We start from the raw sequence: 25,541 nt of genomic DNA, 5'->3' as shown, positions 1-25,541 counted from the left end.
ACTCCCACTCCCCGCCGCATCAGCCGCCGGTGTCCCCCCGGGACACTCGCATCACAGCCCCGGCGGGCCCATGGCCCGCATCCGCACACTGAGCACGATCTCCGACTTCAGAAGGTGAGGCGAGTTCCGTCGTGTCGTTCACAGGACCCGCGAGGCCGGTCAGACTGGGCCTTGCCGGCATGGCGTTCATGGGCGTGCTGGTAGGCGCGTCGGCGACGCCGGCCGGCAGCCAGGAACGCGAGAAGCTGCAGGTGACGGCCGTGTCGTCGCGGCCAGGCACGGTGTCGGGGGACGACGCCCTGATACGTGTCGAGGTGCCCGCCTCGACAGCGGCCGACAAAGTCCGGGTCGAGGTGGAAGGCCGGGACGTGACTTCGAGTTTCCGGCCCTTTGGCAACCATGCGCTGATGGGCGTGGTGAAGGGGCTGGCCAAGGGCGACAACAGGCTCACGGCCAGGGCTTTGGGCGCGGACGCCGGACAACTGACGCTGAAGAACCACCCGATCACGGGGCCGGTGTTCGCCGGGCCGCACGAGCAGCCGTTCGTCTGTGACACCGCCGCGTTCAAGACGGTCACCGGCGGCACCCTCGGGCAGCCCATCGACAAGGACTGCTCGGTCGAGACCCGCGTCGACTACATGTACCGCACCACGGCCGGCAAGTTCGCTCCGCTGCCCGACGAGAGCGTCCGCCCCGCCGACCTGGCCACGGCCACGACGAGCACGGGCAACAAGGTGCCGTACATCGTCCGCGTCGAGACCGGCACCATCAACCGCGGCATCTACGAGACGGCCGTGCTGCACGATCCGCAGTCCGCCGCCCCCGACCCGCTGCAACGTGGGCCGGGCTGGAACGGGCGCCTCGTGTACGGCTTCGGCGGGGGGTGCAACGGCGGCTGGTACGTCCAGGGCCGAAACACCGTCGGCATCATGAACGACACGTATCTGAGCAAGGGCTACGGCGTCGCCTCGTCCTCGCTGAACGTCTTCGGCAACAACTGCAACGACCTGCTGGCGGCCGAGACCATGAGCATGGTCAAGGAACGCTTCGTGGAGACGTACGGCGAACCGGCCTTCACCATCGGAAACGGCTGCTCCGGCGGCTCGTACCAGACCCATCAGATCGCCGACAACTACCCGGGTCTGCTGGACGGCATCCTCTCCGGCTGCAGCTTCCCCGACGTCGGCTTCGGGACGATACAGACGCTCAGCGACGCCCAGCTCCTGAACCACTACTTCAAGGAAGTCGCACCGGACGCGTTCACCGAGGAGCAGCAGAGGGCGGTCTCCGGGTTCGGCAAGTGGGAGAGCATCGGCAGCCTGGCCCGGGCCGCAGGCCGTATCGACCCCACGGTGTTCTGCCCGGCCCAGCTGCCCGAGGGAGAGCGCTACGACCCCGGCACCAACCCGGGCGGTGCCCGCTGTGACGTCTACAGCCACACCGTGAACGTCTACGGCGAGGTACCGGAGACCGGGAAGGCGCGCAGGCCGCTCGACAACACAGGCATCCAGTACGGACTTGAGGCCTTGAACAACGGGACCATCGACATGGACCAGTTCATCGACCTGAACCGTCGCATCGGCGGCCTCGACGACGACGCCAAGCCTGCGGCGGAGCGCACCGTCGCCGATCTCAAGGCGGTACGGCTCGCCTACCGCACGGGCCGCATGCTGAACGGCGGTGGTGGCCTCGCCGACGTCCCGATCATCGACTACCGCGACTACACCGACGATGCGGCCGCCGGCGACATGCACATGCGCTTCCACTCCTTCTCCACCCGGGCCCGCTTGGACAAGGCCAACGGCACCCACGCCAACCAGGTCATGCTCACCCGCTCCAACGGGCACGGATTCACTCTCGCCGGGATGCTGTCCGACATGGACCAGTGGCTCACCGGCATCAAGGGGGACTCCGGCGACGACGCCCCCATCGAGAAGATCGTCCGCCACCGGCCGCAGGGTCTCACGGACGCCTGCTGGACGCGTGGCATCGGTGCGAAGAAGATCGCGGAGCCCCAGGTCGAGGGCATCGACAACACCGAATGCAACACCCTCTACCCGGTGTGGACATCGCCGCGGATGGTCGCCGGAGCCGATGTGGCCAACGACATCGTCAAGTGCCGCAAGCGTCCCGTGACCCGCTCCGACTACCGAGTGCCGGTGGCCGATGGCCAGTTGGAGGATCTGCAGGCGATCTTCCGGGACGGTGTCTGCGACTGGTCCAAGCCCGGCGCGGGTCAGCAGGACCTCGCCGGTACATGGCTCTCCTTCGACCGGAAGTGAAAGGATCGCGGCAGAGGGCCCGAACTGGGGCAGGTGCGACCCCTCCCAGGGCAGTGTCCGCCCCAGGAGGACAGGACCTGTGACACCCGCGGCGGTCAGCGCGAGGAAGAGCAGACAGACGGGTGTCCCCACGAACACCGCGAGGCCGGTGCCGGAAAGCCACCGTGCGGCGCGCAGAGACGGAACCCGCCGACAGCGCCTCTTGCCGACGCGGCGAACGAGCGCGCACAGCCGATATCCGACGAATCCGATTGCGAGGACACACGGGGCCGCCAGCTGGACTTGGCCGGCGTCGTACCGGAGAGGCGACGGCAGAGCTCGGGTCTGCCACTGCTGGTGCGGTGCCGGACCGATGCTCCGGGACGGCAGTCCGAGGGGGTCGTGTCGGCGTGGGCGCGCTCCGCATGGCGCCGGTCGAGGTGACCGAGGTCAGCCATCAGCCGCAGATTCAGCCCGTTCCGCCCACTGCCCAACGACAACACGCCGTGAAGGGCAGGGGGTGCGAGAGTGCCCGACTGCGACCTTCGTCCAGCAGCCGAACTGCGCTCCTGGGCGGAACTCGCCGAGGAGACATCCGGGCAGAGCGCGCTGCCGGTTGCCGCTACCGTCCGGGTGTGCTGTCGCGCACGACCGGCTCCGCAGGGAGCAGCAGCCCGCTCGTCGGGGCGGCGGCGGGGTCCTCGACGGCGGCGATCAGCCGGTCGACGAGGGCGCGCGCGATGGCGGCCAGGGGCAGGCGCGCGCTGGTGAGGGCGGGTTGGAGCAGCGTGCAGAGCGGGATGTCGTTGAAGCCGGTGACGGCGACGTCGTCGCCGACGGTGAGGCCTGCGGCGCGGACGGCCTGGTAGGCGGTCAGGGCGAGCCAGTCGCTTGCGCATACCAGGGCGGTCGGGCGGTCGGGGCCGGTGAGCAGGCGCTGGACGGCGTGGGAAAGCGCGGCCGGGTCGTCGCCGGGAACGCCGACCTCGAAGGCGCCGTCGGGTGCGGTGGCCGCGGCCTGCAGGAAGCCGGCCCTGCGGTCGGCGAGCCAGGGCAGGGATGCGGCGGAGTTGAGGTAGCAGATCCGTCGGTGGCCCTGGTCCAGCAGGAGCCCGACCAGCGCGGCGGTGGCGGCGGTGGAGTCGATGTCCACCCAGTTCTGCGGGCGGCCGGGGGCGGTGCGACCGAAGGCGGCGAACGGGAAACCGGCCTCGGTGAGCACGTCGACACGGGGGTCGTCGTGGACGACGTCGGAGAGGACGAACCCGTCGACCTGGCGGGCCGCGATCAGTCCGTTGAAGGACCTGGCGACTGCTCCGGTGCCCTGTTGGGGGTCGGAACGGAACACCAGGATGCGGTGGCCGACCGCGTCGGCGGCGGTCACCAGCGCCTGGAGGAAGCCGCCCATCAGGGGGTTGGGGTCGGCGGGGTTGTCGGCGGGGGCGGGATAGCCGATGATCTTGCGGGTACCGGTCCGCAGGCTGCGGGCGGACTGGTCGGGCTGGTAACCGAGTTCGTCGATGGCGGCGGTGACCCGGGCGAGGGTGGTGGCGCGCAGCCGGTGAGGTGCGTTGAGGGCGTTCGAGACGGTCTGGCGGGAGACTCCGGCCGCGTGTGCGACGTCCTCGATGGTCACCTGTCGAGCGGTCATCGTTCCTCTGTGGTCGGCGGGCTGGGGGTGGCGGTGGCTTTCCCCAGCCCGCGGTTCTCAGTGCTCGCGGGTCAGGGTGAGCAGGCCACCGGTCGGCACGGTCACCGAGTTCACCCCGGCGACGAGGTCGAGCACGGTCTCGGACAGGATCTCACCACGGCAGTCCTGGACGCGAGCGAGGGCCTGTTCCGGTCGGGGGGAGGTCAGGAGCACCGCGGGGTCGCCGTCCGCGTTGGCGACGAGCAGGGTCTGCGGGCCGTCCGCGGCGTGCCGGTCCGGGAGGGCGACGGGCAGCGGCGCGTAGCGTGCGACCACGGTGGTGCGGTGGTCGCGGGCGCGGACCAGGGGGTAGCCCAGGTCAGGCCGGGCGGGTTCCAGGAGGCCGAGCTGGAGGACGTCGGCGTACCGGCGGGAGATGCCGAGCCAGAAGCGCAGGGTGGCGAGCTGGTCGGGGCTCTGGGCGGTGAGGTCGACCGAGATCTGCGGCACCGAGAACAGGGCGTTGACGAGGTGGACGGCGACGGACTCGGGCGTCTCGGCGGAGTTCCACGTGATCATGTCGGCATGGACGGCGAGCGGGCCCGCGGTGAGGCGGCAGTCGACAGTGCGCTGGCGGTTCTCGGCAGGACTGAGCGGGCAGTCGGTGGCGCGGACCATGGTGGCGTACGGCCACAGCCCGGGGCTGACGTACGGCTGGCGGTGTTCGACGATCACGTCGGGCCGGGTGCGGCGCAGGCGGGCGTCGAGGTCGGCGAGCAACTGGAGCACGCCCTCGTGGACGGCGGTGCGGTCGGCACCGGCCGGGGCGGGCGGGGGGTCGGGGACGGCGAAGCGGTCGATGAAGTCGAGCTTCAGACCGTCCATGTCCCACTGCTCGACGGCGCGGGAGACCTTCTCGACCAGGTAGGCGCGGACCTCGGGGTGGCGGGGGTCGAGCACGGCCGCGTCCAGGTGGGGCTCCTCGCGCAGGATCATTCCCTTGAAGCGGTCCCAGGCATCGTTGTGGCACCCGATGAACGGCAGTGCGTACCACAGGAGGTAGTCGAGGCCGATCCGGTGGACCTCGGCGACGTGGGCCGCGGGGTCGGGGAAGGCCGCCGGGTTGGGCTCCCAGTCGCCGCAGTGGCCGTAGCCGCGGGCACGGTCGGTGGTCTGCCAGCCGTCGTCGACGATGATGCTCTCGCAGCCGACGGCCGCGGCGAGGGCGGCCTGGCGTTCGACGGCGGCGGCGTCGATGTTCTGGTGGAGGCTGTACCAGGTGGAGTACGCGGGCATCCGGGCGGCGGGGGAGACGCCGGGGTGGTGCAGACCCTCCGCCCACCAGGCGGTGACGGCCTTCAGGGTGGCGGCGAAGTGCCGGCCGCTGAGGTCGATCCGCAGCCGCAGCGGCGGCCCGTCCGGGGTGAGGTCCTGTTCCACGGTGAAGGCGAACTCGCTGCTTTCCTCCACCACGCCGGCGCCGACGCGCACGGGTGCGGAGGTCTCGGCGGCGGCGGCGGTGCACAGGGCGCGGTCGTCGGCGCCGACCAGACTGGCGACGGGGGCGCCCAGGGCGAGCGAGACGGTCCGGGGGGCGATCCAGGACGGCGGCAGCCAGCGGGAGGCGTTGGTGTCCGGGGTCCAGTAGGCGGTGGCCCCGAGGCAGGGGACCCGCCATTCGGCGCGGACGGTGGCCGCGGCCGCCGTCGTGACCTCGATCAGGGCCACACCGTCGGCGACCGGGGTGACGACAGGCTCCAGCCGGTCGCAGCCGAGCCCGGTGAGGTGGACGGTGAGCGGGGCTCCGGTGGAGTCGAACAGGCCGGTGGCGAGCTGCCGGTGGCCGATGGTGTCGGGAGTGGCCCGGGCCGGCGTGTTCGGGCGCCACACCGGGACGGGCTGCTGCGGGGTGGCCTCCGGCTCGGCGGGCACGTGCGCACTCCCGGTGTGCTCGCCCACGGGGCGTGGTTCGTTGGTCATGGTGGTCACTCCTTGGTGGCCCCGGCCAGCAGGCCGGAGATGAACTGGCGTTGCAGGACGAGGAAGAGGGCCATCACGGGGATGGCGGCGATGCCCGCGGCGAGCAGGACCTGCGCGTAGTTGGTGGTCGACAGCCCCTGCAGGGTGGCGGTGGCCACGGGCAGCGTGTACATCTCGGGGCTGCGCAGCGCGATCAGCGGCCAGACGAACTGGTTCCAGCTGCCGAGGAAGACGAACAGCGCGAGTGCCGCGATGACCGGCCGGTTGACCGGGATGACGATCCGCCACAGCACCCGCAGTTCGCCGGCGCCGTCGACGCGGGCGGCGTCAAGGAGTTCGTCGGGCATGGAGCGCAGTGCCTGCCGCATCAGGAAGATGCCGAACGGGGTGACCAGGCCGGGCAGGATGATGGACTGGTAGGAGTCGATCAGGCCCAGTTCCATCATCATCTGGAAGATCGGGATCAGCATGACCGTGTCGGGGATGACCAGGGTGCTGAGCAGCAGGACGAAGAACAGGTTGCGCCCGCGGAAGTCGAACTTGGCGAAGGCGTATCCGGCCAGGACCGAGACGGCGACGGCACCGATCGTCTGGACGCCCGCCACCAGCAGGGTGTTGAGCAGGACCCGGGTGAGTCCGATGGACTCCTCGAGTCCGCGGAGATTCTCCATGAGGTGGCCGCCGGGCAGCAGTTTCGGCGGCCAGGAGAACACGTCCTTGTCCTCCTGGGTCGCGGCGACGGCGAGCCAGTAGAAGGGGCCGACGCAGAGCGCGAAGGCGCCCGCGAGCAGCAGGGTGAGCAGGGGGCCTCGGGGCTTCACCGGCGCTCTCCCATCAGACGGACCTGAAGGATGCCGAGCACGGACACGATCAGAGCGAGCGCGTAGGCGATGGCCGAGGCGTAGCCGAAGTCGAAGTACTTGAAGCCGTTGTTGTAGAGGTACATGGTGACCGTCAAGGTGGCGTTGTCGGGGCCGCCGCCGGTGAGGACGTACGGCTCGTCGAAGAGCTGCAGGGTGCCGATGGTGGAGAGCACCACGGTGAGGAGCAGGATCGGCCGCAGTTGGGGAAGGGTGATGGAGACGAAGCGGCGGACCGGTCCCGCGCCGTCGACCATCGCGGCCTCGTACAACTCCTGGGGAATGCCCTGCAGGCCGGCGAGGTACATCACCGCGTTGTAGCCGGTGTAGTGCCAGGTGATGACGAGGACGACGCCCACGCGCGCCCAGAAGGGGCTGCCGAGCCAGTTCACCCGGTCGACGCCGAACAGGGAGAGGACCCAGTTCAGCAGCCCGGCGTCGCGGTTGAGGATCACGGAGAACATCACGCCCGCGGCGACCAGTCCGGTCAGCGAGGGGACGAAGACGCCGAGTCGCCAGAGCGGACGCAGCCAGACCTTGGTGGAATTGAGGGCGAGCGCGACGAGCAGGGCCAGGCCGAGCATCAGCGGCACTTGGACGACCAGGATCAGCGCGGTGTTCTTCAGCGCGGTCCAGAACAGCGGATCGTCCAGCAGACGACGGTAGTTGGCGATTCCGGCGAAGTGCCGGCTGTCGCCGTTGCCGGTGGTGAGGCTGATCCAGAGCGAGGAGACGATGGGGTACGCCTTGAAGATCGCGAAGCCCAGGACGGCAGGCATGATCAACAAGTACGGGACGGAAGCGCGGGTCAGCAGCCGGCGTCGGCCCGGGCGGGCGCGGCCGGTGGGTGTGGGGGTGCCGCGGCCGGCCGGGGTGGCGGTGGCGGGAGCGTGTTCGGGCGGGGCGAGGGACATGGTGGTCAGGCCGCCTGCTGCCGGCCGGTCTGCTGCGCGAGCCGTTCGGCGGCGTCCTTGAGGGCGTCGGCCGGATTGGCGCCCTTGACCAGCACCTGGCTCTGGGCGTCACTGGCGAGCTTGAGAGCTCGGGTGTAATCGCCGGTGAAGTTGGTGGCTTCGGATCCGTAGCCGAGCGAGTCGACGAAGGTCTTCAGCACCTTCTGGCCGCCGTAGAACGGGTGAGGCGCGCTGAACTTCGGATCGTCGTACGCCGCGCTGAGCGCGGGGAAGACGCCACCGGAGGTGAACATCCGGTTGATCTCGACGGGCTTGGTGAGCGCGTACTCGATGAATCGCCAGGCGGCCCGGCGGCGCTTGCTCGATTGGGAGACAGCCAGGTAGGTGGAGTTGACGATGGCGCTGCGACCGCCCCCGGGCACGGCGGCGGGAGGCTGCATGACACGCCATTTCCCCTTCTGGTTGGGGAACTTGGTCGCCAGGTACTCGACGGCCCAGGCGGGGTCCGGTGAGGTGGCGAGCTTCCCCTGGCTGAGCAGGCGCTTCCTGGTGCCCTGGCCCGCGGTGTCGGCGAGCAGACCGCCGTCGTTGAGCCGCTTGATGATGGTGAGGGCCTGGACGGCTTCCGGGGAAGCGAGTGTGATCTTGCCTTGCTGGTTGAAGTAGAAGGCGCCCTGAAGCTGCATCAGGTTCTGGAAGAAGTCCATGTCCGGGGTGGTGCCGGGCTTGTCGAGCCCGAGCAGTCGGGCGCCGGTGGCGGCGAGGATCTCCGGTCCGGCGGCGATCAGGTCGTCCCAGCTGCTGATGTCCGCGGGATCGACACCGGCCTTGTCGAAGTAGTCCTGCCGATAGAACAGACCGAGCGGGTTGACCTCCCACGGGAGGGCATGGGCGGCCTTGCCCTTGCCTATGACGGTCGGCCACAACCCTTGGGCGAAGTCGGTCCTGTACCGGTCGGCTCCGAGACCGGACAGGTCGGCGAGGCCGTCGGGGAACTTCTCCAGGTAGCCGGGCAGGTAGTCGACACCGATGTGCAGGACGTCGGCGAGACCCTTGCCGCCCGATGCGAGGCCGACAGTGATCTTGTCCCAGATGGCCGGGTTGCCGACGTCCTGGACATCGACCTCGATGCCGGGGTTGTCCCGCTCGAAGGAGGGGACGACGCCGCGCAGGGCCTCGGCCGCGGTGGTCCAGCTCCAGACGGTGATCCGGCCGCTGTCGCCGTCGCCGCCGGTGGTGCCGCTGCCCGATCCGTTGCCGCCGCAGGCGGCCAGGCCGAGTCCGGCGGCGGAGGCGGTGGCGAGCTGGAGCAGCCGGCGGCGGCTCAGTTGATGGGACATGTCGGCTCCTGGGGATAGTGGGTTGTGCGGTGGGTGAGGGTGTGCAGTGCCTCGGCGAACAGGTCGGCCGCGGCGTCCGGGGTGGAGATGTGGGGAGACAGCCGGATCCACTCGTCGCGGCGGGTGGTGATCAGGCCGGCCGCTTCGAGAGTGCGGTGGACGGTGGCGGGGTCGTGGCCGGGCAGGCGGAACGTGCCGATGCCGGCGCGCTCGTGGGGACCGAGTCCGTCCAGCAGGACGTCGGCGCCGGCCCGCCGGGCATGGTCGAGCAGTTCGGCGAGGGTGACGCGGATACGGGCGCCGACGGCGGCCGGGCCGCCCTGCTCGAACAGGTCGTCGATGGCTGCGCCGATGGCCGCGGCGGCCGGGAAGTCCGGGTTGGTGGCGAGATGGGCGGCGGCCCCGGGCAGCGGTGGCGCCGGATGCCGGGGCGCGAAGGGCTCCGCGACGCCGGCCCAGCCACCGAGCCCGGGAGTCAGGCGTTCGGCGCACCGGTCGCGGATCAGTAGCAGTGCGGCTCCCCAGCCGGCCCGTAGCCACTTCTGGCCGCCGCTGACGAGGATGTCTGCGGCGTCCACTTCGAGTGGGACGGAGCCCAGGCCCTGGATGGCGTCGACGATCAGCAGCCGGCCGGGCCCGAGGACCTCCTTGAGGGCAGCGAGCGGTGCCAGGTGGCCGGTGAGCGAGTCGACGGCGCTGACGGCGAGGGCGGTGACGTCGGGAGTGAGGTGGCGGCGCAGGAGGTCGGGGGTGATGTGCCGCTGCCCGTCCGGGTCGACGAGGCGGACCGCTGGGCCGCCGCGGCCGGCGAAGCGAAGCCAGGGGTAGAGGTTGGCGGGGAACTCGTCGCGGGGCACCAGGACGGTACCGGGGCCGTGGAGTGCGGCGGCCACGGTGAACAGGCCGTTGCTGGTGGACGGGGCGAGGGCGATCTCGTGCCGACGGGCGTCGAGCAGCCGGGCGGCCGAAGTCTGGGCGGCGTCGCTGAGGGCGAACAGCCGGTCGAGGTCGGCGGGGTCGAGGCGGGCGGCGAGCGCGGTCGTGGTGGCGAGCGCGGCGGCGGCCGGGCGGGAGAGCGGGCCGATCCTGGCGTAGTCGAGGTAGCCCGCCCTCGGACCGTGAGCGGGAGCCGGACCGGAGACCGCGGGGGTGACGGCTTCGGGTGGATGAATTTGATCGTTCAAAAAACTGCCCTAACAGAGCTCGATACACGCATGTTCAGGAATTTGAAGGTTCACAGTAGGGAGATCGGGACGACCCGGCAAGACGTTCAGCGCAACTACTTTCCAGCGGGACGGCCGACCGGCCCCGCGCAGGCGGGCGGTACGCGCAGGCCCGTCCCGGTCACGTGGACCCGGTGCGGCGCCGCCCGCGCGTCGGCGTGGAACCGCATCCACCGCCGACCGGACATCCGCTCGACGTGGACCGGCCGCACCGGTGAACTCCCCGGTTCGCAACAACGTCAGCTGGTACTGGCCGGCATCGATGCCAGTGGCATCGGCCCTGAAGGAGTGGTCGCGGGCCGGCCTCACGGACAAGAATCCATACGTACCCTGACGATGCTGTAGTCCCCGGGGGCGAATTGATGTCGCGGTGAGGGCGTCGTCGTACCGGGCGAGGACGCTTCCGGCGGCGGCCGGAAATTCAGTTCCCGGTCGTCGGATCACCTCTCCGGTGAACTCCGGGACCCGGTGTCGCGAACACGCTCTGCGGGTCGGCAGGAACTCGCGGTGCACGGGACGCCGGCGCCTTGCCGGTAACCCAGGGCGGCAGTTCCTCGCGGCGGGGGTGAACGAACTCCTGTGCGCCGCCGGTGAATCGGACATGAATGAACGTCTGCGGCAGCTCGGAGAAGCGGCTGCGTACGGCGATGGTGACGCCCGCACCTACGGAACGGAGGCCGATCCGAAGGCAGTGGAATGGGACTTGTGGGACGATCTGTGGCTATGCGCAGACGTCCCGCGCACTATCCACCCATATTTTGCGTGACTGTCACCTCGGCCCACCTTCCATAAGCCCGGGTTCTCTTGAATACTCCGTCTGCCACTCATCGTGGACGGAAATCACTGAAGCAACAGGAGGATCCCCACAGCCATGACCGAAATCAACCGGCGTCGCTTCCTTCAAATCGCGGGAGCTACCGCGGGGTTCACCGCTCTGTCCGGATCCATCGACCGCGCCGCAGCCATCCCCGCGGCGCGCCGCAGTGGAACCGTCCAGGACGTCGAACACATCGTCGTCCTCATGCAGGAGAACCGTTCCTTCGATCATTACTTCGGGTCGATGAAGGGCGTCCGGGGCTTCGGCGACCCCCGCCCTGTGACACTGCCCAGCGGCAAGCCGGTATGGCACCAGACCAGCTTTTTCGGCAAGGAAACGCTGCCGTACCACCCGGACGCCGACGACCTGGGCATGCAGTTCATCGCAGGCCTCGACCACGACTGGGCCGGTGGGCACAGCGCGTTCAACAACGGTAAGTACGACAACTGGATCCCCGCCAAGGGAACCGGCACCATGGCGTACCTGACACGGGAAGACATCCCGTTCCACTACGCCCTCGCCGACAAATTCACCGTCTGCGACGACTACCACTGCTCGTTCATGGGTGCGACCGACCCGAACCGCTACTACATGCTTTCCGGACACGTCGGCAACGACGGCACCGGCGGCGGCCCGGTCCTCGGCAATCAGGAAGCGGGCTACGGCTGGACGACGTACGCCGAGCGCCTTGAGAAGGCAGGCATTTCCTGGAAGGTGTACCAGGACATCGGTGACGGCCTCGACGCGGCCGGTGGCTGGGGCTGGATCAACGACGCATACCGCGGCAACTACGGCGACAATTCCCTGCTGTACTTCAACAACTACCGCAATGCCAAGCCCGGCGACCCCCTTTACGAAAAGGCCCGCACCGGCACGAACGCCAAGGCGGGAGACGGATACTTCGACATCCTCAAAGCCGACGTCAAGGCCGGCAGATTGCCGCAGATCTCCTGGATCGCCGCCCCAGAGGCGTTCTCCGAACACCCCAACTGGCCCGCGAACTACGGTGCTTGGTACATCTCGCACGTCCTTGACGCGCTCACCTCGAACCCCGAGGTATGGAGCAGGACCGCCCTGTTCATCACATACGACGAGAACGACGGCTACTTCGACCACGTCGTGCCGCCCTATCCGCCGGCCTCCGCCGGCCAGGGCCTGTCCACCGTCGATACCACGCTCGACCACTACAAGGGCAGTATCGGATATGCCGCAGGCCCGTACGGCCTCGGGCAGCGTGTTCCGATGATCGTTGTCTCGCCGTGGTCCACCGGCGGATACGTCTGCTCCGAGACCTTCGACCACACCTCGATCCTGCGCTTCATGGAGAACCGGTTCGGGGTGAAGGAAACCAACATCTCGCCATGGCGGCGCGCCATCTGCGGTGACCTCACATCCGCCTTCGACTTCTCCCTCAAGAACACGAACCCGGCCGACCTGCCGGACACCGCGGGCTACGCCCCGCCGGACCGCGACCGCCACAACAGCTACGTACCGAGGCCACCCGCCCAGGGCGCCCTGCCCCGGCAGGAGGCCGGGGCGCGGCCGAGCCGCCCGCTCTCCTACGCTCCGTACGTCGATGGGGCCGCAGACCTCTCGACCGGCAAGTACAAGCTGACGTTCAGCGCGGGGGACCAGGCGGGCGCCGCCTTCCAGGTGCGCTCCCAGAATCGCACCGACGGCCCGTGGACGTACACGGCGGCAGCCGGGAAGCCCGCCTCCGACAGCTGGAACTCGTATTACTCCAGCGGCAGTTACGACCTCACGGCCCACGGCCCGAACGGCTTCCTGCGCGCGTTCAAGGGCAACAACAAGGCCGCCGAGCCGGAGGTGACGGCACGCCACGACGCCGGCAACCTGAAGCTCACCCTGACCAACCCGTCGACCGTCGACGCACACCTCACCGTGACCAACGCGTACGGCGGCCGGAGCCAGACCTATACGGTCCGCGCCGGTGCCACCGTCGAGCAGAGCATCGACCTGCGCGCGACCAAGCGCTGGTACGACCTGACGATCGTCGTCGAGGGCAACGCCGGATACCTGCGGCGCCTGGCCGGGCACGTCGAGAACGGTCGGGCCGGCGTGAGTGACCCGGGCATCGCAACCGTGTGAGAGCTGTGCCCCTCCGCCCGGTGGACGGAGGGGCACGCACCCGGAGGGTGACGAGGCGTCAGCGTGACGTGCCGGAGCTCACCACCCCGGGAGCCAGGCCCGTCGGGCCGAGACCTGATCGAGGAGACGACCGCGCTGCGGCCCGGCCGTCCAGGCGTCTCGTCGGCCAGGGCCCGATGTCGTACGACTCCGGGCAGGAGGATGCCATGCGCCTGTCTGCCCCCCTGTCCGGCTCGGGTGCGAGTCCGGCACCCGGGATCCGCCGGAGCGCGTACGGAATCCGCGACGCGAGCCCGGCGGGCGGCTCAGCCGCGCTGAGCGCGGATGAGGTCGCGGTACCACGCGAAGGACGCCTTCGGGGTGCGGATCTGGGTGTCGTGGTCGACGTGGACGAGACCGAAGCGCTGGTGGAAGCCCTCGGCCCATTCGAAGTTGTCGATCAGGGTCCAGGTGAAGTAGCCGCGCACGTCCACGCCCTGGGCCACGGCGGTGTCGACGGCCTGGAGGTGGGTGTCCAAGTAGTCGATGCGGTCGGCGTCGAGGACGGCCCCGTCCGCGTTGACGACGTCCTCGGCCGAGCAGCCGTTCTCCGTGATGTAGACCGGCGGGAGTGCCGGGTAACGCTCCTTGAGGCCGACGAGCAGTTCCCGCAGGCCGTCGGGGACGACGGGCCAGTCGAAGGAGGTGCGGCGGTAGCCCTCGATGGGGGCCTCTTCGAACGGCAGCCCCTCGGACGCCGGCGCCTGGATCCGGGTCGGGTTGTAGTAGTTGATGCCGAGCGCGTTCAAGGGGGCCGAGATCAGTTCGAGATCGCCGTCCCGCACGGAGCCGTCGAGGGTCACGTCCGCGCCGAAGTCCGACAGGTCCGGGTAGGCGCCCTTGAAGATCGGGTCGTTGAACAGGCGGTTGTGCAGGTTGTCATAGGCTCGCGCGGCAGCGCGGTCGGCGGGGGAGTCCGAGGCGGGCCAGACCGGGGTGCAGTTGTTGGCGATCATCACCTGGAGGCCGCGCGCCCGCAGCTCCCTGAGCGCCAGGCCGTGGCCGAGCAGTTGATGGTGGGCGACCGGCAGGCAGTCCAGGAACAGGGTGCGGCCCGGTGCGTGAGTGCCGAGACCGTAGCCCCAGACCATGTGGATGAACGGCTCGTTGAGCGTGATCCACTTCTGGACGCGGTCGCCCAGCCTGTCGGCCATGATTGCGGCGTACTCGGCGAAGCGGTGTGCTGTGTCGCGGTTCAGCCAGCCGCCGTCGTCCTCGAGGGCCTGCGGAAGGTCCCAGTGGAACAGGGTCGGGACGGGTTCGATGCCGCGGGTGAGCAGGCCGTCGACCAGCCGGTCGTAGAAGTCCAGGCCCTTGGGGTTGACCTCGCCCTTGCCGGTCGGCTGGATCCGGGGCCAGGCGATGGAGAAGCGGTAGCCGGTGAGGCCCGCCTCGGCCATCAGCGCGATGTCCTCCTCGTACCGGTGGTAGTGGTCGCAGGCCACGTCACCGGTGTGACCGTCGCGGATCGTGCCGGGCCGCGCGGTGAAGGTGTCCCATACCGAGGGTCCGCGGCCGTCCTCCTTGGTGGCGCCCTCGATCTGATACGACGCCGTCGAGGCGCCCCAGATGAAGTCCGCAGGGAGATGGTCCAGTGTCACGTCTAACCTCCTGAAACATGAGCAGGGCTCACGTTAACCCGCTCGATGGGATGATGGAAGCGTGAATCAAGATCGCACCGCAGGGACGCTGCGCAGGCTGCCGGTCCAGAAGCGCAGCGCCGAACGCTTCGAACGGCTGCTGGACGCTTGCGCCGAACTCCTGGACGAGGTCGGCTACGCAGGGCTGACCACCAAGGAGGTGGCCCGCAGGGCCGAGGTGCCCATCGGCACCCTTTACCAGTTCTTCTCCGACAGGGAGGGGCTGATCGGTGCGCTCGCCGCCCGTAATCTGGAGTCCTTCCTGGGGCGGGTCGCGGACCGCCTGGAGCAGGAGGAGCCCGAAGGCATCTCGGGCATCGTGGATGTGACCGTCGACGAGTTCGTCACCATGCGCCGGACGATCACCGGTTTCGGCGTGGTCGACTTCGGCGCGGTGGGACAGGACCACATCCTGGAGCCGACCCTGGACAACAACACCGCGGTCGCCGGAAGGCTGCGCTCACTGACCGCCTCCCTGATAGGGGTCCAGGACGACGCCGAATTCGAGATCGCGGTGCGGGTTGCCCTGGAGTGCGCGGACAGTGTGCTGCAACTCGCCTTCCGTATCGATCCGCAGGGCGATGCCCAGCTGATCGCTGAGTGCAAGCGAGTCCTCAACAGCTATCTGAACGATCGACGCCGGTGACCGGCAACCAGCAGTGCTCGACGCGTGCTTCGCGGCCGGAGGCGCGAATGGGTGGGACCACCCGGGCGCTGTCGCGAGCCACGCCGGGTGATGCCCTGGATCTGCCGGGGGATGCCGCCGCCGTCCTGCCCGGGTGCTAACGGACGGCTTTGACCTTCCAGACCAGTACCGCGCCCAGCGCGGACATGGCCGCCGAGCAGAGGAACAGTGAGCTGTAGCCCCCCGGACCGCTGAGCACGACCGAGGCGATCGCGGGAACGAGAACGTAGGGCAGGGAGGTCATCAGGTTGGCCAGGGCCATGTCCTTGCCGCGGTCGGCCGAGGCGGGGAGCACCTCGGTGACCAGGGCGGTGTCGACGGCCAGGTACACGCCGTAGCCCAGGCCCAGGATGACGGCCGCGACCAGCGTCATGGCCCACGTGGGCGACAGCGCGAGCGGGACCGCGGCGACGGCCATCGTGAGGCCGCCGAGGAAGACCAGCATGCGCCGCTTGCCCAGCTTGTCGGAGAGCCAGCCGCTGAGGACGACCGTGGAGATCGTGGCCAGGCAGTTGATGCCGATCACGATGAGCAGGCCGTCCTCGGTGGACTGGCCGGGGAACAACTTCTCGTAGTGCAGGACGTCGTCCAGGAAATACGGCAGGTAGAGCGTGCCCATGCCGTAGCCGAGACCCATGATGAAGCGGGAACTCATCGCCCAGACGAAGTCGGGGTGCGCGCGCGGGCTGATCCGGTAGCCGTCCAGGAAGGTGCGCAGCGAGAACGGCTCGCGGTGCGGGCGGGGCAGCGGCGGATCCTTCATGGTGGTCGCGAACAGCAGGATCAGGAGCGGCAGTACGGCCATCAGCAGGTACTGCGAGGCGAAGCCCGTGACCAGACCGATCAGCAGCCCGCCCGCGATCAGGGCGCCCGCCTGCGGGACCATGGCCCAGCCCAGCACGGCGCCGCGTTGGGCGACCGGGACCTGGTCGGGCACCACCGGCGAGAGTCCGGCACCGATGATCATGAACGAGGCGGACAGTACGAGGGAACCGAGCGCGACCCCGACGACCGTCGTCTGGAGGCCGGTGAAGACCAGCGTCGCCATGCAGACGAGCGAGCCCACGAGCATCCACGGCCGACGGCGGCCGAACCGGCCGGTGGTGCGGTCGCTGAGCGCGCCGGCCAGCGGTGCGATGACGATGCCCGAGATCGCGCCCATCATGCTGACCCAGGCGTAGCTGCCGACCTTCCCGGCCGGGTCGATCTGGGCGATCTGCTCGGGCATCAGGAACGTGGTCGGAACCTGCATCGGGATGAACACCCCGACGTTGGCCAGGACGTACAGGGCGACCCAGCCGGGGCCGACCCGGCGGACGGGCTCGGCGAGGGCCTCGGGGCGCTCGGACAGCTGGCTGCGCTCGGGGCGCTCGGGCAGCTCGGGGGCAAGGCTCATCGGGACACTCTCTTGAGGTGGACGAGCTCGCTCGTCCAGTCGAAGGGCAGCAGCGGCGGGAGGCCGTGGCTGAGCAGGACGGCGCCCTCGTGGACGGCGCCGGTGGTCTCGTCCCGGTAGCGGGCGTCGGGGGCGAGGCCCTTCAGCCGGGTGCGGGCGACCGAGCGGGTCAGCGCGGACGGCTGGAACTGGAAGACGACGACCTCGTTCTCGGTGAGGTACTGCACGGCGTCGTGCTCCAGGCGGTACTGGACGCCGCCGTGCACCACGGGCCGGATCCGCTTGTACTGCTCGACCAGCATCCGGGCCCAGGCCAGATCCTCCTCGCTCCAGTTCCGCAGGTTGCCGCCGATGCCCATCGCCCCGGCCATCGAGACATGGAAGCGGTACCGGATCGAGGTCGGGCGGGCGGTGAAGCTGTGCGGGCTGTCGGTGACCCAGGCGCCCATGGTCCGGGCGGGCAGCAGCTGGCAGTGGCCGTGCTGGATCGCGACCCGGTCGGCGGCGTCGGTGTTGTCCGACGTCCAGACCTGGTCGGCGCGGGCCAGCACGCCCAGGTCGGCGCGGCCGCCGCCGCCCGCGCACGATTCCAGGTACAGGCCGGGACGGGCGGCCCGCAGCCGGTCCATCACCTCGTAGACCCCGCGCGTGTGCTCGATCCAGACCCGGTCGGGGTCGGCGGCACCGGGCTGCCCCGCCTCGCTGAAGGGCCGGTTCATGTCCCATTTGAGGAAGACCACGTCCAGCTCGGTGACGGTCCTGACCAGCCAGTCGACCGCCCATTCCCGGACGTCGCGGCGGGCGAAGTTCAGCACGTGCTGGTGGCGGCGCTGGGTTCGGGTACGGCCGTCCTGGCACAGGATCCAGTCTGGGTGCGCACGGAAGAGGTCGCTGTCGGGGTTGACCGCCTCGGGCTCGACCCACAGGCCGAAGCCCATGCCCAGTGCGCGGACGTGGTCGGCGAGCGGGCCCAGACCGTTCGGGAAGCGGTCGGGGTTGGGCCACCAGTCGCCGAGCCCGGCCATGTCGCTGGTGCGCGCGCCGAACCAGGCGTCGTCCACGACGAAGACCTCGACGCCGAGACCCGCGGCCAGGTCGGCCAGCTCGGTCTGCTGCTTCTCGCTGATGTCGAACTCGGTCGCCTCCCACGAGTTGAAGATCAACGGGCGTTCGGCAGGGCGGGCGGGCAGCACCTCACGTTCGACGTAGGCGTGCCAGCGGCGGCTGGTGCCGCCGAAGCCGTCGGGGGCGTACAGCCCGGTGAAGACGGGGGTCTCCAGCCGCTCGCCGGCGGCCAGCTTCCAGACCAGTCCCTCGTGGCCGAACCCGCCGGTCCAGGAGGCGCGGCCGTAGGGGTCGCGGCGCAGGGTGATCCGGCGGCTGCCGCTCCAGGCCAGGGCCGCGCTCCAGACCTCGCCGTGCTCCTCGGCGGCGTCCTGCGCGTCGAGCATCAGCCACGGTCCGGCGTGCTGTCCCGTGATGCCGAGCCGGCTGGTGAACACGGTCTCCCCGACGGGCACCCGGTCGCGCTGGAGCTGGAACTCCCGGCCCCATTCCCCCACCACATGGCTGACGCGGTAGTCGTCGCGGGCGGGCAGCGTCCAGGCGGCGGAGTCGAACCGCAGGACGTCCACCGGCTCGTCCGCGGTGAGGACGGCCCAGCGCTCGATCTGGTCATGGCCGTCCCGGAGCCGGTAGTGCAGGTCGAGACCGAGGGAGCGGACACGGTCGGTGAAGGAGAGCGTGAGCAGGCCGTCCTCGACCGTGTACGAGAGGAACTGCCACTCGAAGCCGCGGACACCGTCGTCGAACCGGACGGTCAGCGACTGCGCCCCGAAGCGAAGGCCGCCCTCGACCGCGTACTCCTCACTCCCGGGGTCGTCGCCGCCGGGGTCCTCGTCGGGCAGGTCGGCCGCGATCACGACGGCCTGCTCAAGGGTCAGCGGCCGGCCCCAGTGCACATGCCGGGGGGTGTCGTCGGCGTCCAGCCGGAAGGCGTAGGAGGTGCCAGGGGTACTCAGGAGCCAGAGGCGGGCTTCGGAGTGGTGAGTGATCACGCAAGTCCTCAAACGTGAGTAGGGCTCATGTTTGGTCATACGTTAGGCATGTGAGCCCGCGACGCCAAGCCCCCTGACGGTGGCTGTCGAAATTCTCGGCAGGTGGTTCCCCGCGCTCCGCGCGGACCGGGCGGCGAACGCGCCGGAAAGTCAGCCGGGGCCGGCCGGATCAGGAGAGCTGATCCGGCCGGCCCCGGCTCCGGGCACCGCCTCATGGGTGGGTCAGTCGGCGTAGACGCCGACCTCGCGAAGCGAGTAGCCCCACTGGGTGCCGCGCTCCAGCCCGGTGATTCGTACGTGGCGCGCCCGAGTTCCGGCGAAACGTGCCGTGTCCAGGCCGCCGTCACCGGCGGTCGTGGACCAGACCGTCTTCCAGGTCGTGCCGTCCTCCGACAGCTCGACGCGGTACGACTTCCCGTACGCCTCCTCCCAGTCGAGGGTGACGCGGTCGACCGGCTTCGAGGATCCGAGGTCGATCTGCAGCCACTGGTCGTTGTTCCACTCGCTGGCCCAGCGGGTGCCGTTGTCGCCGTCCACGGCCTTGCCGGGCGCGAAGCTGACGAACGGGTTCCACCATTCCGACGAGGACGCCGAGGCGGTGGCGCCCGAGGCCAGGTTCGCCCCGGACTTGTGCTGCTCGGTGTTGCCCCAGGTGCGGAGGTAGGACTCGGCGCCCGAGAAGAGGTCGTCCACGACCCCCTGGCCGCCGACGATCCGGATGTCCTCGATCCAGTCCGGGACCATGCCGTAGTGCGAGGCACCATCGGTGTTGAAGTCCCATGTGCGCTCGCCGGCGGTCTGCTTGTCGATCACCGAGCCGCCGTCCGTGCTGCGGAAGGGGTACTTGACCGGGTTCGGGGTGTCCCCGCCCCGCGGGGCCGGCCAGCCGCCGACACCGTTCATGTCGGTGCCGTATCCGTAGCCGACCTTGTACTTCTCACGCAGCGCGTCCGTGCGCTTGGCCTCCGCGCTGAACGCCTCGGAGCCGCTCATGTACTGGGCGGCGAACCCGCCGAGCTTGTAGAGCCGCTCGGTCCAGCCCAGGTCCATCCAGCTGTGCGAGGAGATGGCGCCCGGGTACGACTCCGACTCCATGATGTCGAAGGCCTGACCCGCGGCCTTGACGCTCATGTGGTCGAGTTCCAGCATCATGTGACGTTGCATCATGCCGCGCACCGCGTACGCGCCGAGGTCGGTCAGCCCGCGGGTGTTGCACTGCGCGTCCGAGGCGTACGAGGGGACGGCCACCCCCTCCGGCAGTCGCTTCTCAGCCTCGGGTGCCTTCGCGTTGCCGATGGGGTTGTCGTGCTGCGGGCCGCGGCAGGTCTCCGTCTTCCAGAAGGTGCCGGTCGACAGGAACTGGCCCACGTTGATGGCCGTACCGAGGGCGCCGGAGTCGTAGCGCACCCCGCACAGGGCGTTGTCGAACTTGTGGCACAGGAACATGCTGCGCACGCCCAGTTCGTACAGCTCGTCGAGGCCGCGGTCGACGTCCTCCTTGCTGCACTGCGCGATGTCCAGGATCTGCTTGCAGCCGAACGGCTCGGAGGTCTCGACCCCCAGGACGACGGCCAGCTTGCCCTGCTTGATGACCTCGCGGGCCTGCGCACTGTCGGTGACGATACGGAACCAGCCCTTGCCCGGGCCGCCGTACATCTTGTCGATGAAGGTCTGCATGTCGTACGACTTCTGCGCCTCGAGACGGATGGCGGTCATCTCGTCGCAGCTGCGGTCCTTGAAGAAGTAGACCGAGCAGATCACGCCGTTGGTGACCAGGTCGTTGACCAGCACCCGCTGGCCGCCGCGCCATGCCCGCTCGATCCAGGCGTAGTAGTTCTGCTGGTGGGTCAGTGAGTCGTGGGCGGGCCAGTCCTTGAACGTGGGCCACCCGTTGGGGTCGTGCTTCCCGTCCCCCTTGGTGATGAAGTCGAAGACGGCGCCCGTGCCGTCGGGGTAGTGCTCGGGGCAGTCCTTGAGTGCGTCGGTGACACCCTGCTCCGAGAACGGCTTGCCGCAGATCAGTCGGCCGCCGAAGCCCTCGTTGGACATGATGTGGTCGTGGGCGTCGACGAAGCCCCTTACACGCCCCTGGGCGTCGGTGCCCTTGAAGGGCTCGCCCGTGACGTTGATCTGCGAGTCGGGTGCGGGCCGGGCGGTCGGATCCCACCAGTTGGGATCTGCCGCGGAGCTGGGCACCGGGCCGAGTACCAGGGTCATCACGGCGAGGAGCAGTGACACCACCGTGAGGGATCTGAATCTGTGGCGCGGAGGTTGAACCATGGTCATCGCGTAGATCCTTAAATGTGAGCGGGACTCATGTTCTGCTCATAACTTAGGGATACGAGCCCGCGGCGCCAAGTCCCTGTCGGGGCCATCCCGGGAAATGAGGAAGAGCACCCCACCGGAAACGGGGTGCTCGCACGCCTGCGGTCGAGATCACGGAGCGCAAGGGCGTCCCGGACATGACGGGCGCGAGCGTCGGCACCTGCGACGACGGGAGTGACTGTTGTTCTTCCGGCGCGACAGAGACGCGGGCAGAACGAGGACGGGCGCGAGCGCGGCGGTGGCGGCCGGCAGGGGAGGAGATGGGCGCGGGCGTGGGACGGGGCGACCAGGGTCGCGGCGGCGGCCGGCGAGGTTCCGGCGACGCGGCGGGCCTGTTCGGCCAGGCCCGGCCCGGCCGTGGGGGAGCCGAAGTCCAGCCCCGGCATCGCCTCGCGGGCGGTCACCCATGCGTGCAGTTGCCGGTTGCCGGAATCACCGGCGGCACCTCGCCCTGGCCCGGCCTCCGCAGGAGCGAGTTGGCCGACCAAAAGCGTGGCCGGTAGCCCTTGGTGCCGAGGCGGTCTCCGGCTCACCGGCCCTGCCGGAGGGCAACAGCCGCCAACTGGCAGGTCGTTGGCGCCACCTGGCACGATGCGATCATGACGCAGGACATACAGGCCCACGGCGAGGCGCTCGTCGCCGCCGCCCGCGCGGGTGACACCAAGACCTCCCGCAGGCACACCGACTTCTTCGTGCTGCGCAAGCACGTGGACGAAGGCATCCCGTACTGGGAGCAGGCCGTGGCGGCCGGCGACGCCTTCTCGCATTACACCCTTGCGCGGTACCGCAAGATCCGCGGTGATCGGCAGGCCGCGGCCGCGCTCTACCGTGCCGTTGCCGAACGGCATGCCGGGTGCGCCTACGGACTCGGCGTACTGCTCCGAGAGGATGGTGATCCGGAGGCGGCCGATTGGTTCCGCCGTGGCTGGGAGGAAGGGCGCAACCTCGACTGCAAGATCGAGCTCGGCAAGCTGCTCGCGGCCGAGGGGAGACTCGACGAGGCGGCGAAGTTCCTGATGAGCGACATCGAACTGGGCGACATCGCGGTCTTTCGCTGGGCGCAGCTCTTCGAGTCGGTCCGAGAGGACTTCGACCGCGTTGCGGCGGGGCTCGATGCCGCCGAGGCCGCCGGGGACGGGGCCGCCGCCGCAGAGGCGCTGAAGCCGCTCTTCGCCCTGGAACAGCGCTTCCGCGAATACCCGGGCCTGACGGCCGAGGCCGCCGGTTACTACCGCAGGGCCTCCGCTCTCAGCGCCTCCGCCCGCGTGGACCACGCCGTGTTCCTGACGGAGACCGGCGGCGAGGCGTCCTGGCCCGCGGCCCGCAGCCTGCTGCTCCAAGCCCACGAGGAGGGCTACGCAGGCGCCGCGTACGTACTCGGCATCCTGCACGAGCGGCGCGGCGACCTCGGCGAAGCCGGGCACTGGTACGGTCTCGCGGCCGACCGCGGGCATCAGTCGGCCCAGTGGAACCTCGGGATCCTGTGCAAGCGGCAGCGCCGGTACGAGGAGGCCGAACGTTGGTTCCGGGAGGTCGGCGAGGACGACGAGGACGTCGTCGAGCAACTCGCCCGGATCGCCGCGATCCGGGCGAGCGGCGCCGTCGCCCCCGGCAAAGACCTGCGCCGGCTGCCAGGGCTGCGCGAGCGGGCCGAAGCGGGCGACGTGCACGCCTCGTACGCGTACGGGAAGATCCTCGGCGACTGGGGTGGCGCGGACGACCGCCACCTGGTCCGCTGGATCGAACCCGCCGCGCTGGCCGGGGACCCACAGGCGGCTTACGATCTCGCGGAGTTGTACGGCGCTCTGCGCAGGCCCGCGCTGCGCGACCAGTGGTACCGGACGGCCGCCGAGGCAGGCCACGATGACGCGTGCAACCAGATGGGGTGGCTCTCCGAGCACCACCGGGACTACCAGGAAGCCGAGCGCTGGTATGTGCGTGCGGCCGGTGACGGGTCCCCGCTGAACAGCATGCTCGCGGGCAAACTGAAGGCCCAGCGCGGCGCGTACGCCGAGGCGGAGCCGTTTCTCCGGATGGCCTGGGAACAAGGCGGCGACTCCGCGTACAGGACGGAGGCCGCCGGATACTACGGACTCGTCCTGCACCGGCTGGGCCGCCTCGCCGAAGCCACCGAGCCGCTGCGTACCGCCGCCGCACGCTGGGACGACGATGTGAGCGCCCGCTACAGCCGGGACGACCTGGACGTACTGTCCCGGACGGTCGACCCGGAGAAGGAGCTCGCGGAGGTGGAGGCGGCACTGAGCGCGTGACGCCGCTGCCCGGCGGCATCCGGGCACACCCGAGTGGGACGGCCCATGAGCGCCGTCCTGTCAGGGCACCCAGGTCCGACCGTACGAGCCGCTGATTTCGTTCACTTCAGCAGCAGCGTTCGTCCAGCACTTCGGGCAGCAGACGTGGAGCGACGGGCTCGGGAGTGTTCACGAGAAATGGTTCCGGCACACATTCAGTGAGCCTTCGCCAACTTGAAGTCGCGGGTCGACGGGCCGGCGTGATGGACTCCCGGGCTGCTCACTCCGGTCGAGCGCGGCAGTCCGCGCAGTAGACCGTCCGTCAGGGTTCGGCAGAGGCGACTGCTGGAGATCAGCGCGTGTCAGTACGGTTCCGCCATGGAAGATCAGCGTCATCAGGATGGGACCGGTGTCCGACCGGGCAGCGAGCAGGCCGCCGTACCTGACTCCGTCATGGTCGACGGGGCCGCGCCGGAGATGACCGTGTTCGCGTGCGCCGCCTGCGGCGCTGCGCTTACCGGCCCGCTGAAGCGATTGCCGACAGTGCCCGGGGCTCCCTACCACGCGTGGTGGGAGGCGGAGGAAATGGGGCCATCGCCGGCAACTGTGCCGTCGGGCTGCTACGCGATCGAGACGGAGCCGTACGGCCCGCCTCTCGTCGTTGCCGAGGCGCCCGGCCCTGTGATGCCACGCCGTGGGACTCTCCACAACACCGACGGGCAGCCGTCGGTCTCCCAGGGGCCGCGAGGCAATATCGTCGTAAACCCGGATGACTCCCATGGGCTGACGACGCGGCACGCCTCCGCCGCATGCTGCGGGGCGACTCCTGATGGGGGAATGAACCAGGTCTGCGCCTGCGGAACACTGGTCGCGACCCTCTGCTCCGACTGCTGCCTGCCGTATGAGCTGCACCTCTCACCCGACCACGTCCGGGCCCTGCCACCCACCCACTCGGCCCGAGCTGACTGCGTGAGCCCGCACTCTGCGACTTGAGCCGGAACCTCCTCTCGCCTACGAGCCATCCGTCAGCGGTTGTCAGGACCACCACCTCTCCGCACTGCCTGGCAATCTTCCTCAGGGCTCGGTCCAGGCGCGGCGCCTTGGCGTGCACCGCAGGCGGCGCTGTGCATCGTTGTGAAAGCCTGTTGTGATGCGGCCGTACGTCGGAGAAGGTCATGGGCATGGAGTTCTTCTGCTACCACCGCGACCGGCCCGACTCCCTCGCCCTGCGCAACGAGCTGCTGCAAGAGCACTGGTCGTACATGGACCAGTACGCCAAGGAGATGATCGCTCGCGGCCCGGGTTTTGCCGCCGACGGCGAAACGCCCATCGGCAGCGTGCACATCGTCGACCTGTCGGATCACGTCGCTGCCCGCGCGTTCGCCTTCAATGAGCCCAACTACCAGGCCGGCGCGTACCGTGATGTGCTGCTGCGCCGGTGGCGCAACATGCTCGGACGGACCATGTGGGACTTCCCGGGCGGCCCGACCGGTGACAACAGGTACCTGGTACTCGGCCTCGGCTCGGGTCAGCCCGCCGATCTCGTCCTGCCGCCCGACCGGGACGAACTGATTGCGTTCGGGCCGCTGCTGTCCGACGACGGTGACACCTGGCTGGGCACTGCGGTGCTGCTCAGTGCTCCGAACCCGGACACGGCACGCGCCGTCCTTGCCCCGGACGCGTACGCCGAAATCGAGGTGCACCACTGGGAGTTCGGCGGGCGACGGTCCTGAAGCAGCAGGGGAGCACCACGCCACCGACGCCTGCCGGTTGACGTCTGCAGCCTCACGGAAGCACGGTTCCAGCCACTTACCAGTGATCCTGAACGGATGACCGGCGGGGACAGTGAGCAGCCTTCCCGACCTCGCAGAGCTCACCACGAGTTGGACACTCCTGCGCAACGAAGAAGCTCCTGCTGGACGGTCTCTCGACCGATTGCACCCACTTCCACCAGGAGCCTCGCGTGCCTGCCCAACCGTCCTCGATTGATCTGTCCAGCCGCACCTTACGGTTCCC

15 protein-coding genes are annotated in these 25,541 nt (G+C 69.6%); 5 read left to right on the top strand and 10 right to left on the bottom strand.

The window, feature by feature from the left end:
* Positions 1-131 precede the first annotated feature (131 nt).
* Positions 132-2,282 carry a DUF6351 family protein gene (locus ACFYY7_RS24335; RefSeq protein WP_388664415.1) on the top strand — a complete coding sequence of 717 codons (2,151 nt, stop codon included), beginning with the start codon at positions 132-134 and terminating at the stop codon, positions 2,280-2,282.
* A 601-nt stretch (positions 2,283-2,883) separates the two neighbouring features.
* Here the strand turns inward: ACFYY7_RS24335 and ACFYY7_RS24330 are convergent.
* From ACFYY7_RS24330 to ACFYY7_RS24305, 6 genes are read right to left on the bottom strand one after another with little or no spacing between them, the layout of a single operon-like run.
* The gene (locus tag ACFYY7_RS24330; RefSeq protein WP_388664413.1) at positions 2,884-3,912 is read right to left on the bottom strand and encodes a LacI family DNA-binding transcriptional regulator; all 1,029 of its coding nucleotides are present in this window, start codon (positions 3,910-3,912) and stop codon (positions 2,884-2,886) included.
* 57 nt (positions 3,913-3,969) lie between these two features.
* Positions 3,970-5,871 carry a glycoside hydrolase family 36 protein gene (locus ACFYY7_RS24325; protein WP_388664411.1) on the bottom strand — a complete coding sequence of 634 codons (1,902 nt, stop codon included), beginning with the start codon at positions 5,869-5,871 and terminating at the stop codon, positions 3,970-3,972.
* Between the two features lie 5 nt (positions 5,872-5,876).
* The gene (locus tag ACFYY7_RS24320; protein ID WP_351259084.1) at positions 5,877-6,692 is read right to left on the bottom strand and encodes a carbohydrate ABC transporter permease; all 816 of its coding nucleotides are present in this window, start codon (positions 6,690-6,692) and stop codon (positions 5,877-5,879) included.
* Positions 6,689-7,645: a carbohydrate ABC transporter permease gene (locus ACFYY7_RS24315; RefSeq protein ID WP_388664409.1), complete on the bottom strand. Its 957-nt coding sequence runs from the start codon at positions 7,643-7,645 to the stop codon at positions 6,689-6,691. Before ACFYY7_RS24315 ends, ACFYY7_RS24320 begins: the two co-directional genes overlap by 4 nt.
* Positions 7,646-7,650: 5 nt before the next feature.
* The gene (locus ACFYY7_RS24310; RefSeq protein WP_388664407.1) at positions 7,651-8,985 is read right to left on the bottom strand and encodes an ABC transporter substrate-binding protein; all 1,335 of its coding nucleotides are present in this window, start codon (positions 8,983-8,985) and stop codon (positions 7,651-7,653) included.
* The gene (locus ACFYY7_RS24305) at positions 8,970-10,169 is read right to left on the bottom strand and encodes an aminotransferase class V-fold PLP-dependent enzyme (RefSeq protein WP_388664405.1); all 1,200 of its coding nucleotides are present in this window, start codon (positions 10,167-10,169) and stop codon (positions 8,970-8,972) included. Before ACFYY7_RS24305 ends, ACFYY7_RS24310 begins: the two co-directional genes overlap by 16 nt.
* A 910-nt stretch (positions 10,170-11,079) precedes the next feature.
* Here ACFYY7_RS24305 and ACFYY7_RS24300 point away from each other — a divergent pair.
* On the top strand, positions 11,080-13,134 hold the full coding sequence (locus ACFYY7_RS24300; protein WP_388664403.1) for a phosphocholine-specific phospholipase C: 2,055 nt from the start codon (positions 11,080-11,082) through the stop codon (positions 13,132-13,134).
* A gap of 305 nt (positions 13,135-13,439) precedes the next feature.
* Here ACFYY7_RS24300 and ACFYY7_RS24295 read toward each other — a convergent pair whose 3' ends face one another.
* A complete protein-coding gene (locus ACFYY7_RS24295) occupies positions 13,440-14,774 on the bottom strand; it encodes a GH1 family beta-glucosidase (protein ID WP_388664401.1) in 1,335 nt (444 codons plus the stop codon).
* A 61-nt stretch (positions 14,775-14,835) separates the two neighbouring features.
* On the opposite strand from ACFYY7_RS24295, the gene ACFYY7_RS24290 reads away from it, so the two are divergent.
* Positions 14,836-15,459, top strand: a complete 624-nt coding sequence (locus ACFYY7_RS24290; protein WP_376306039.1) for a TetR family transcriptional regulator — start codon at positions 14,836-14,838, stop codon at positions 15,457-15,459.
* A 136-nt stretch (positions 15,460-15,595) separates the two neighbouring features.
* On the opposite strand, the gene ACFYY7_RS24285 is transcribed toward ACFYY7_RS24290, so the two are convergent.
* The 3 genes from ACFYY7_RS24285 to ACFYY7_RS24275 form a co-directional block, all read right to left on the bottom strand.
* Entirely contained in the window at positions 15,596-16,894 is a 1,299-nt protein-coding gene (locus ACFYY7_RS24285) for an MFS transporter (protein ID WP_388664399.1), read from the bottom strand.
* The gene (locus ACFYY7_RS24280) at positions 16,891-18,951 is read right to left on the bottom strand and encodes an alpha-galactosidase (RefSeq protein WP_388664397.1); all 2,061 of its coding nucleotides are present in this window, start codon (positions 18,949-18,951) and stop codon (positions 16,891-16,893) included. The genes ACFYY7_RS24285 and ACFYY7_RS24280 overlap by 4 nt, the downstream gene beginning before the upstream one ends.
* Positions 18,952-19,173: 222 nt before the next feature.
* The gene (locus tag ACFYY7_RS24275; protein ID WP_388664395.1) at positions 19,174-21,237 is read right to left on the bottom strand and encodes a discoidin domain-containing protein; all 2,064 of its coding nucleotides are present in this window, start codon (positions 21,235-21,237) and stop codon (positions 19,174-19,176) included.
* Positions 21,238-21,875: 638 nt separating this feature from the next.
* On the opposite strand from ACFYY7_RS24275, the gene ACFYY7_RS24270 reads away from it, so the two are divergent.
* Together ACFYY7_RS24270 and ACFYY7_RS24265 are read left to right on the top strand one after the other, a co-directional pair.
* On the top strand, positions 21,876-23,546 hold the full coding sequence (locus ACFYY7_RS24270; protein ID WP_388664393.1) for a sel1 repeat family protein: 1,671 nt from the start codon (positions 21,876-21,878) through the stop codon (positions 23,544-23,546).
* A 1,160-nt stretch (positions 23,547-24,706) separates the two neighbouring features.
* Positions 24,707-25,258, top strand: a complete 552-nt coding sequence (locus ACFYY7_RS24265) for a YciI family protein (protein WP_388664731.1) — start codon at positions 24,707-24,709, stop codon at positions 25,256-25,258.
* Positions 25,259-25,541: the final 283 nt, after the last annotated feature.

Source organism: Streptomyces sp. NPDC001933, from assembly GCF_042890955.1.
GTDB lineage: Bacteria > Actinomycetota > Actinomycetes > Streptomycetales > Streptomycetaceae > Streptomyces.
Note: the sequence above shows the minus strand (reverse complement) of the source record. Positions and strands in the feature narration are given on the sequence as shown.

Coding starts and splice junctions, on each gene's coding strand:
- ACFYY7_RS24330 (WP_388664413.1), bottom strand. CDS start 3,912: ATGACCGCTCGACAGGTGACCATCGAGGACGTCGCACACGCGGCCGGA.
- ACFYY7_RS24275 (WP_388664395.1), bottom strand. CDS start 21,237: ATGACCATGGTTCAACCTCCGCGCCACAGATTCAGATCCCTCACGGTG.
- ACFYY7_RS24315 (WP_388664409.1), bottom strand. CDS start 7,645: ATGTCCCTCGCCCCGCCCGAACACGCTCCCGCCACCGCCACCCCGGCC.
- ACFYY7_RS24285 (WP_388664399.1), bottom strand. CDS start 16,894: ATGAGCCTTGCCCCCGAGCTGCCCGAGCGCCCCGAGCGCAGCCAGCTG.
- ACFYY7_RS24265 (WP_388664731.1), top strand. CDS start 24,707: ATGGAGTTCTTCTGCTACCACCGCGACCGGCCCGACTCCCTCGCCCTG.
- ACFYY7_RS24325 (WP_388664411.1), bottom strand. CDS start 5,871: ATGACCAACGAACCACGCCCCGTGGGCGAGCACACCGGGAGTGCGCAC.
- ACFYY7_RS24310 (WP_388664407.1), bottom strand. CDS start 8,985: ATGTCCCATCAACTGAGCCGCCGCCGGCTGCTCCAGCTCGCCACCGCC.
- ACFYY7_RS24300 (WP_388664403.1), top strand. CDS start 11,080: ATGACCGAAATCAACCGGCGTCGCTTCCTTCAAATCGCGGGAGCTACC.
- ACFYY7_RS24270 (WP_388664393.1), top strand. CDS start 21,876: ATGACGCAGGACATACAGGCCCACGGCGAGGCGCTCGTCGCCGCCGCC.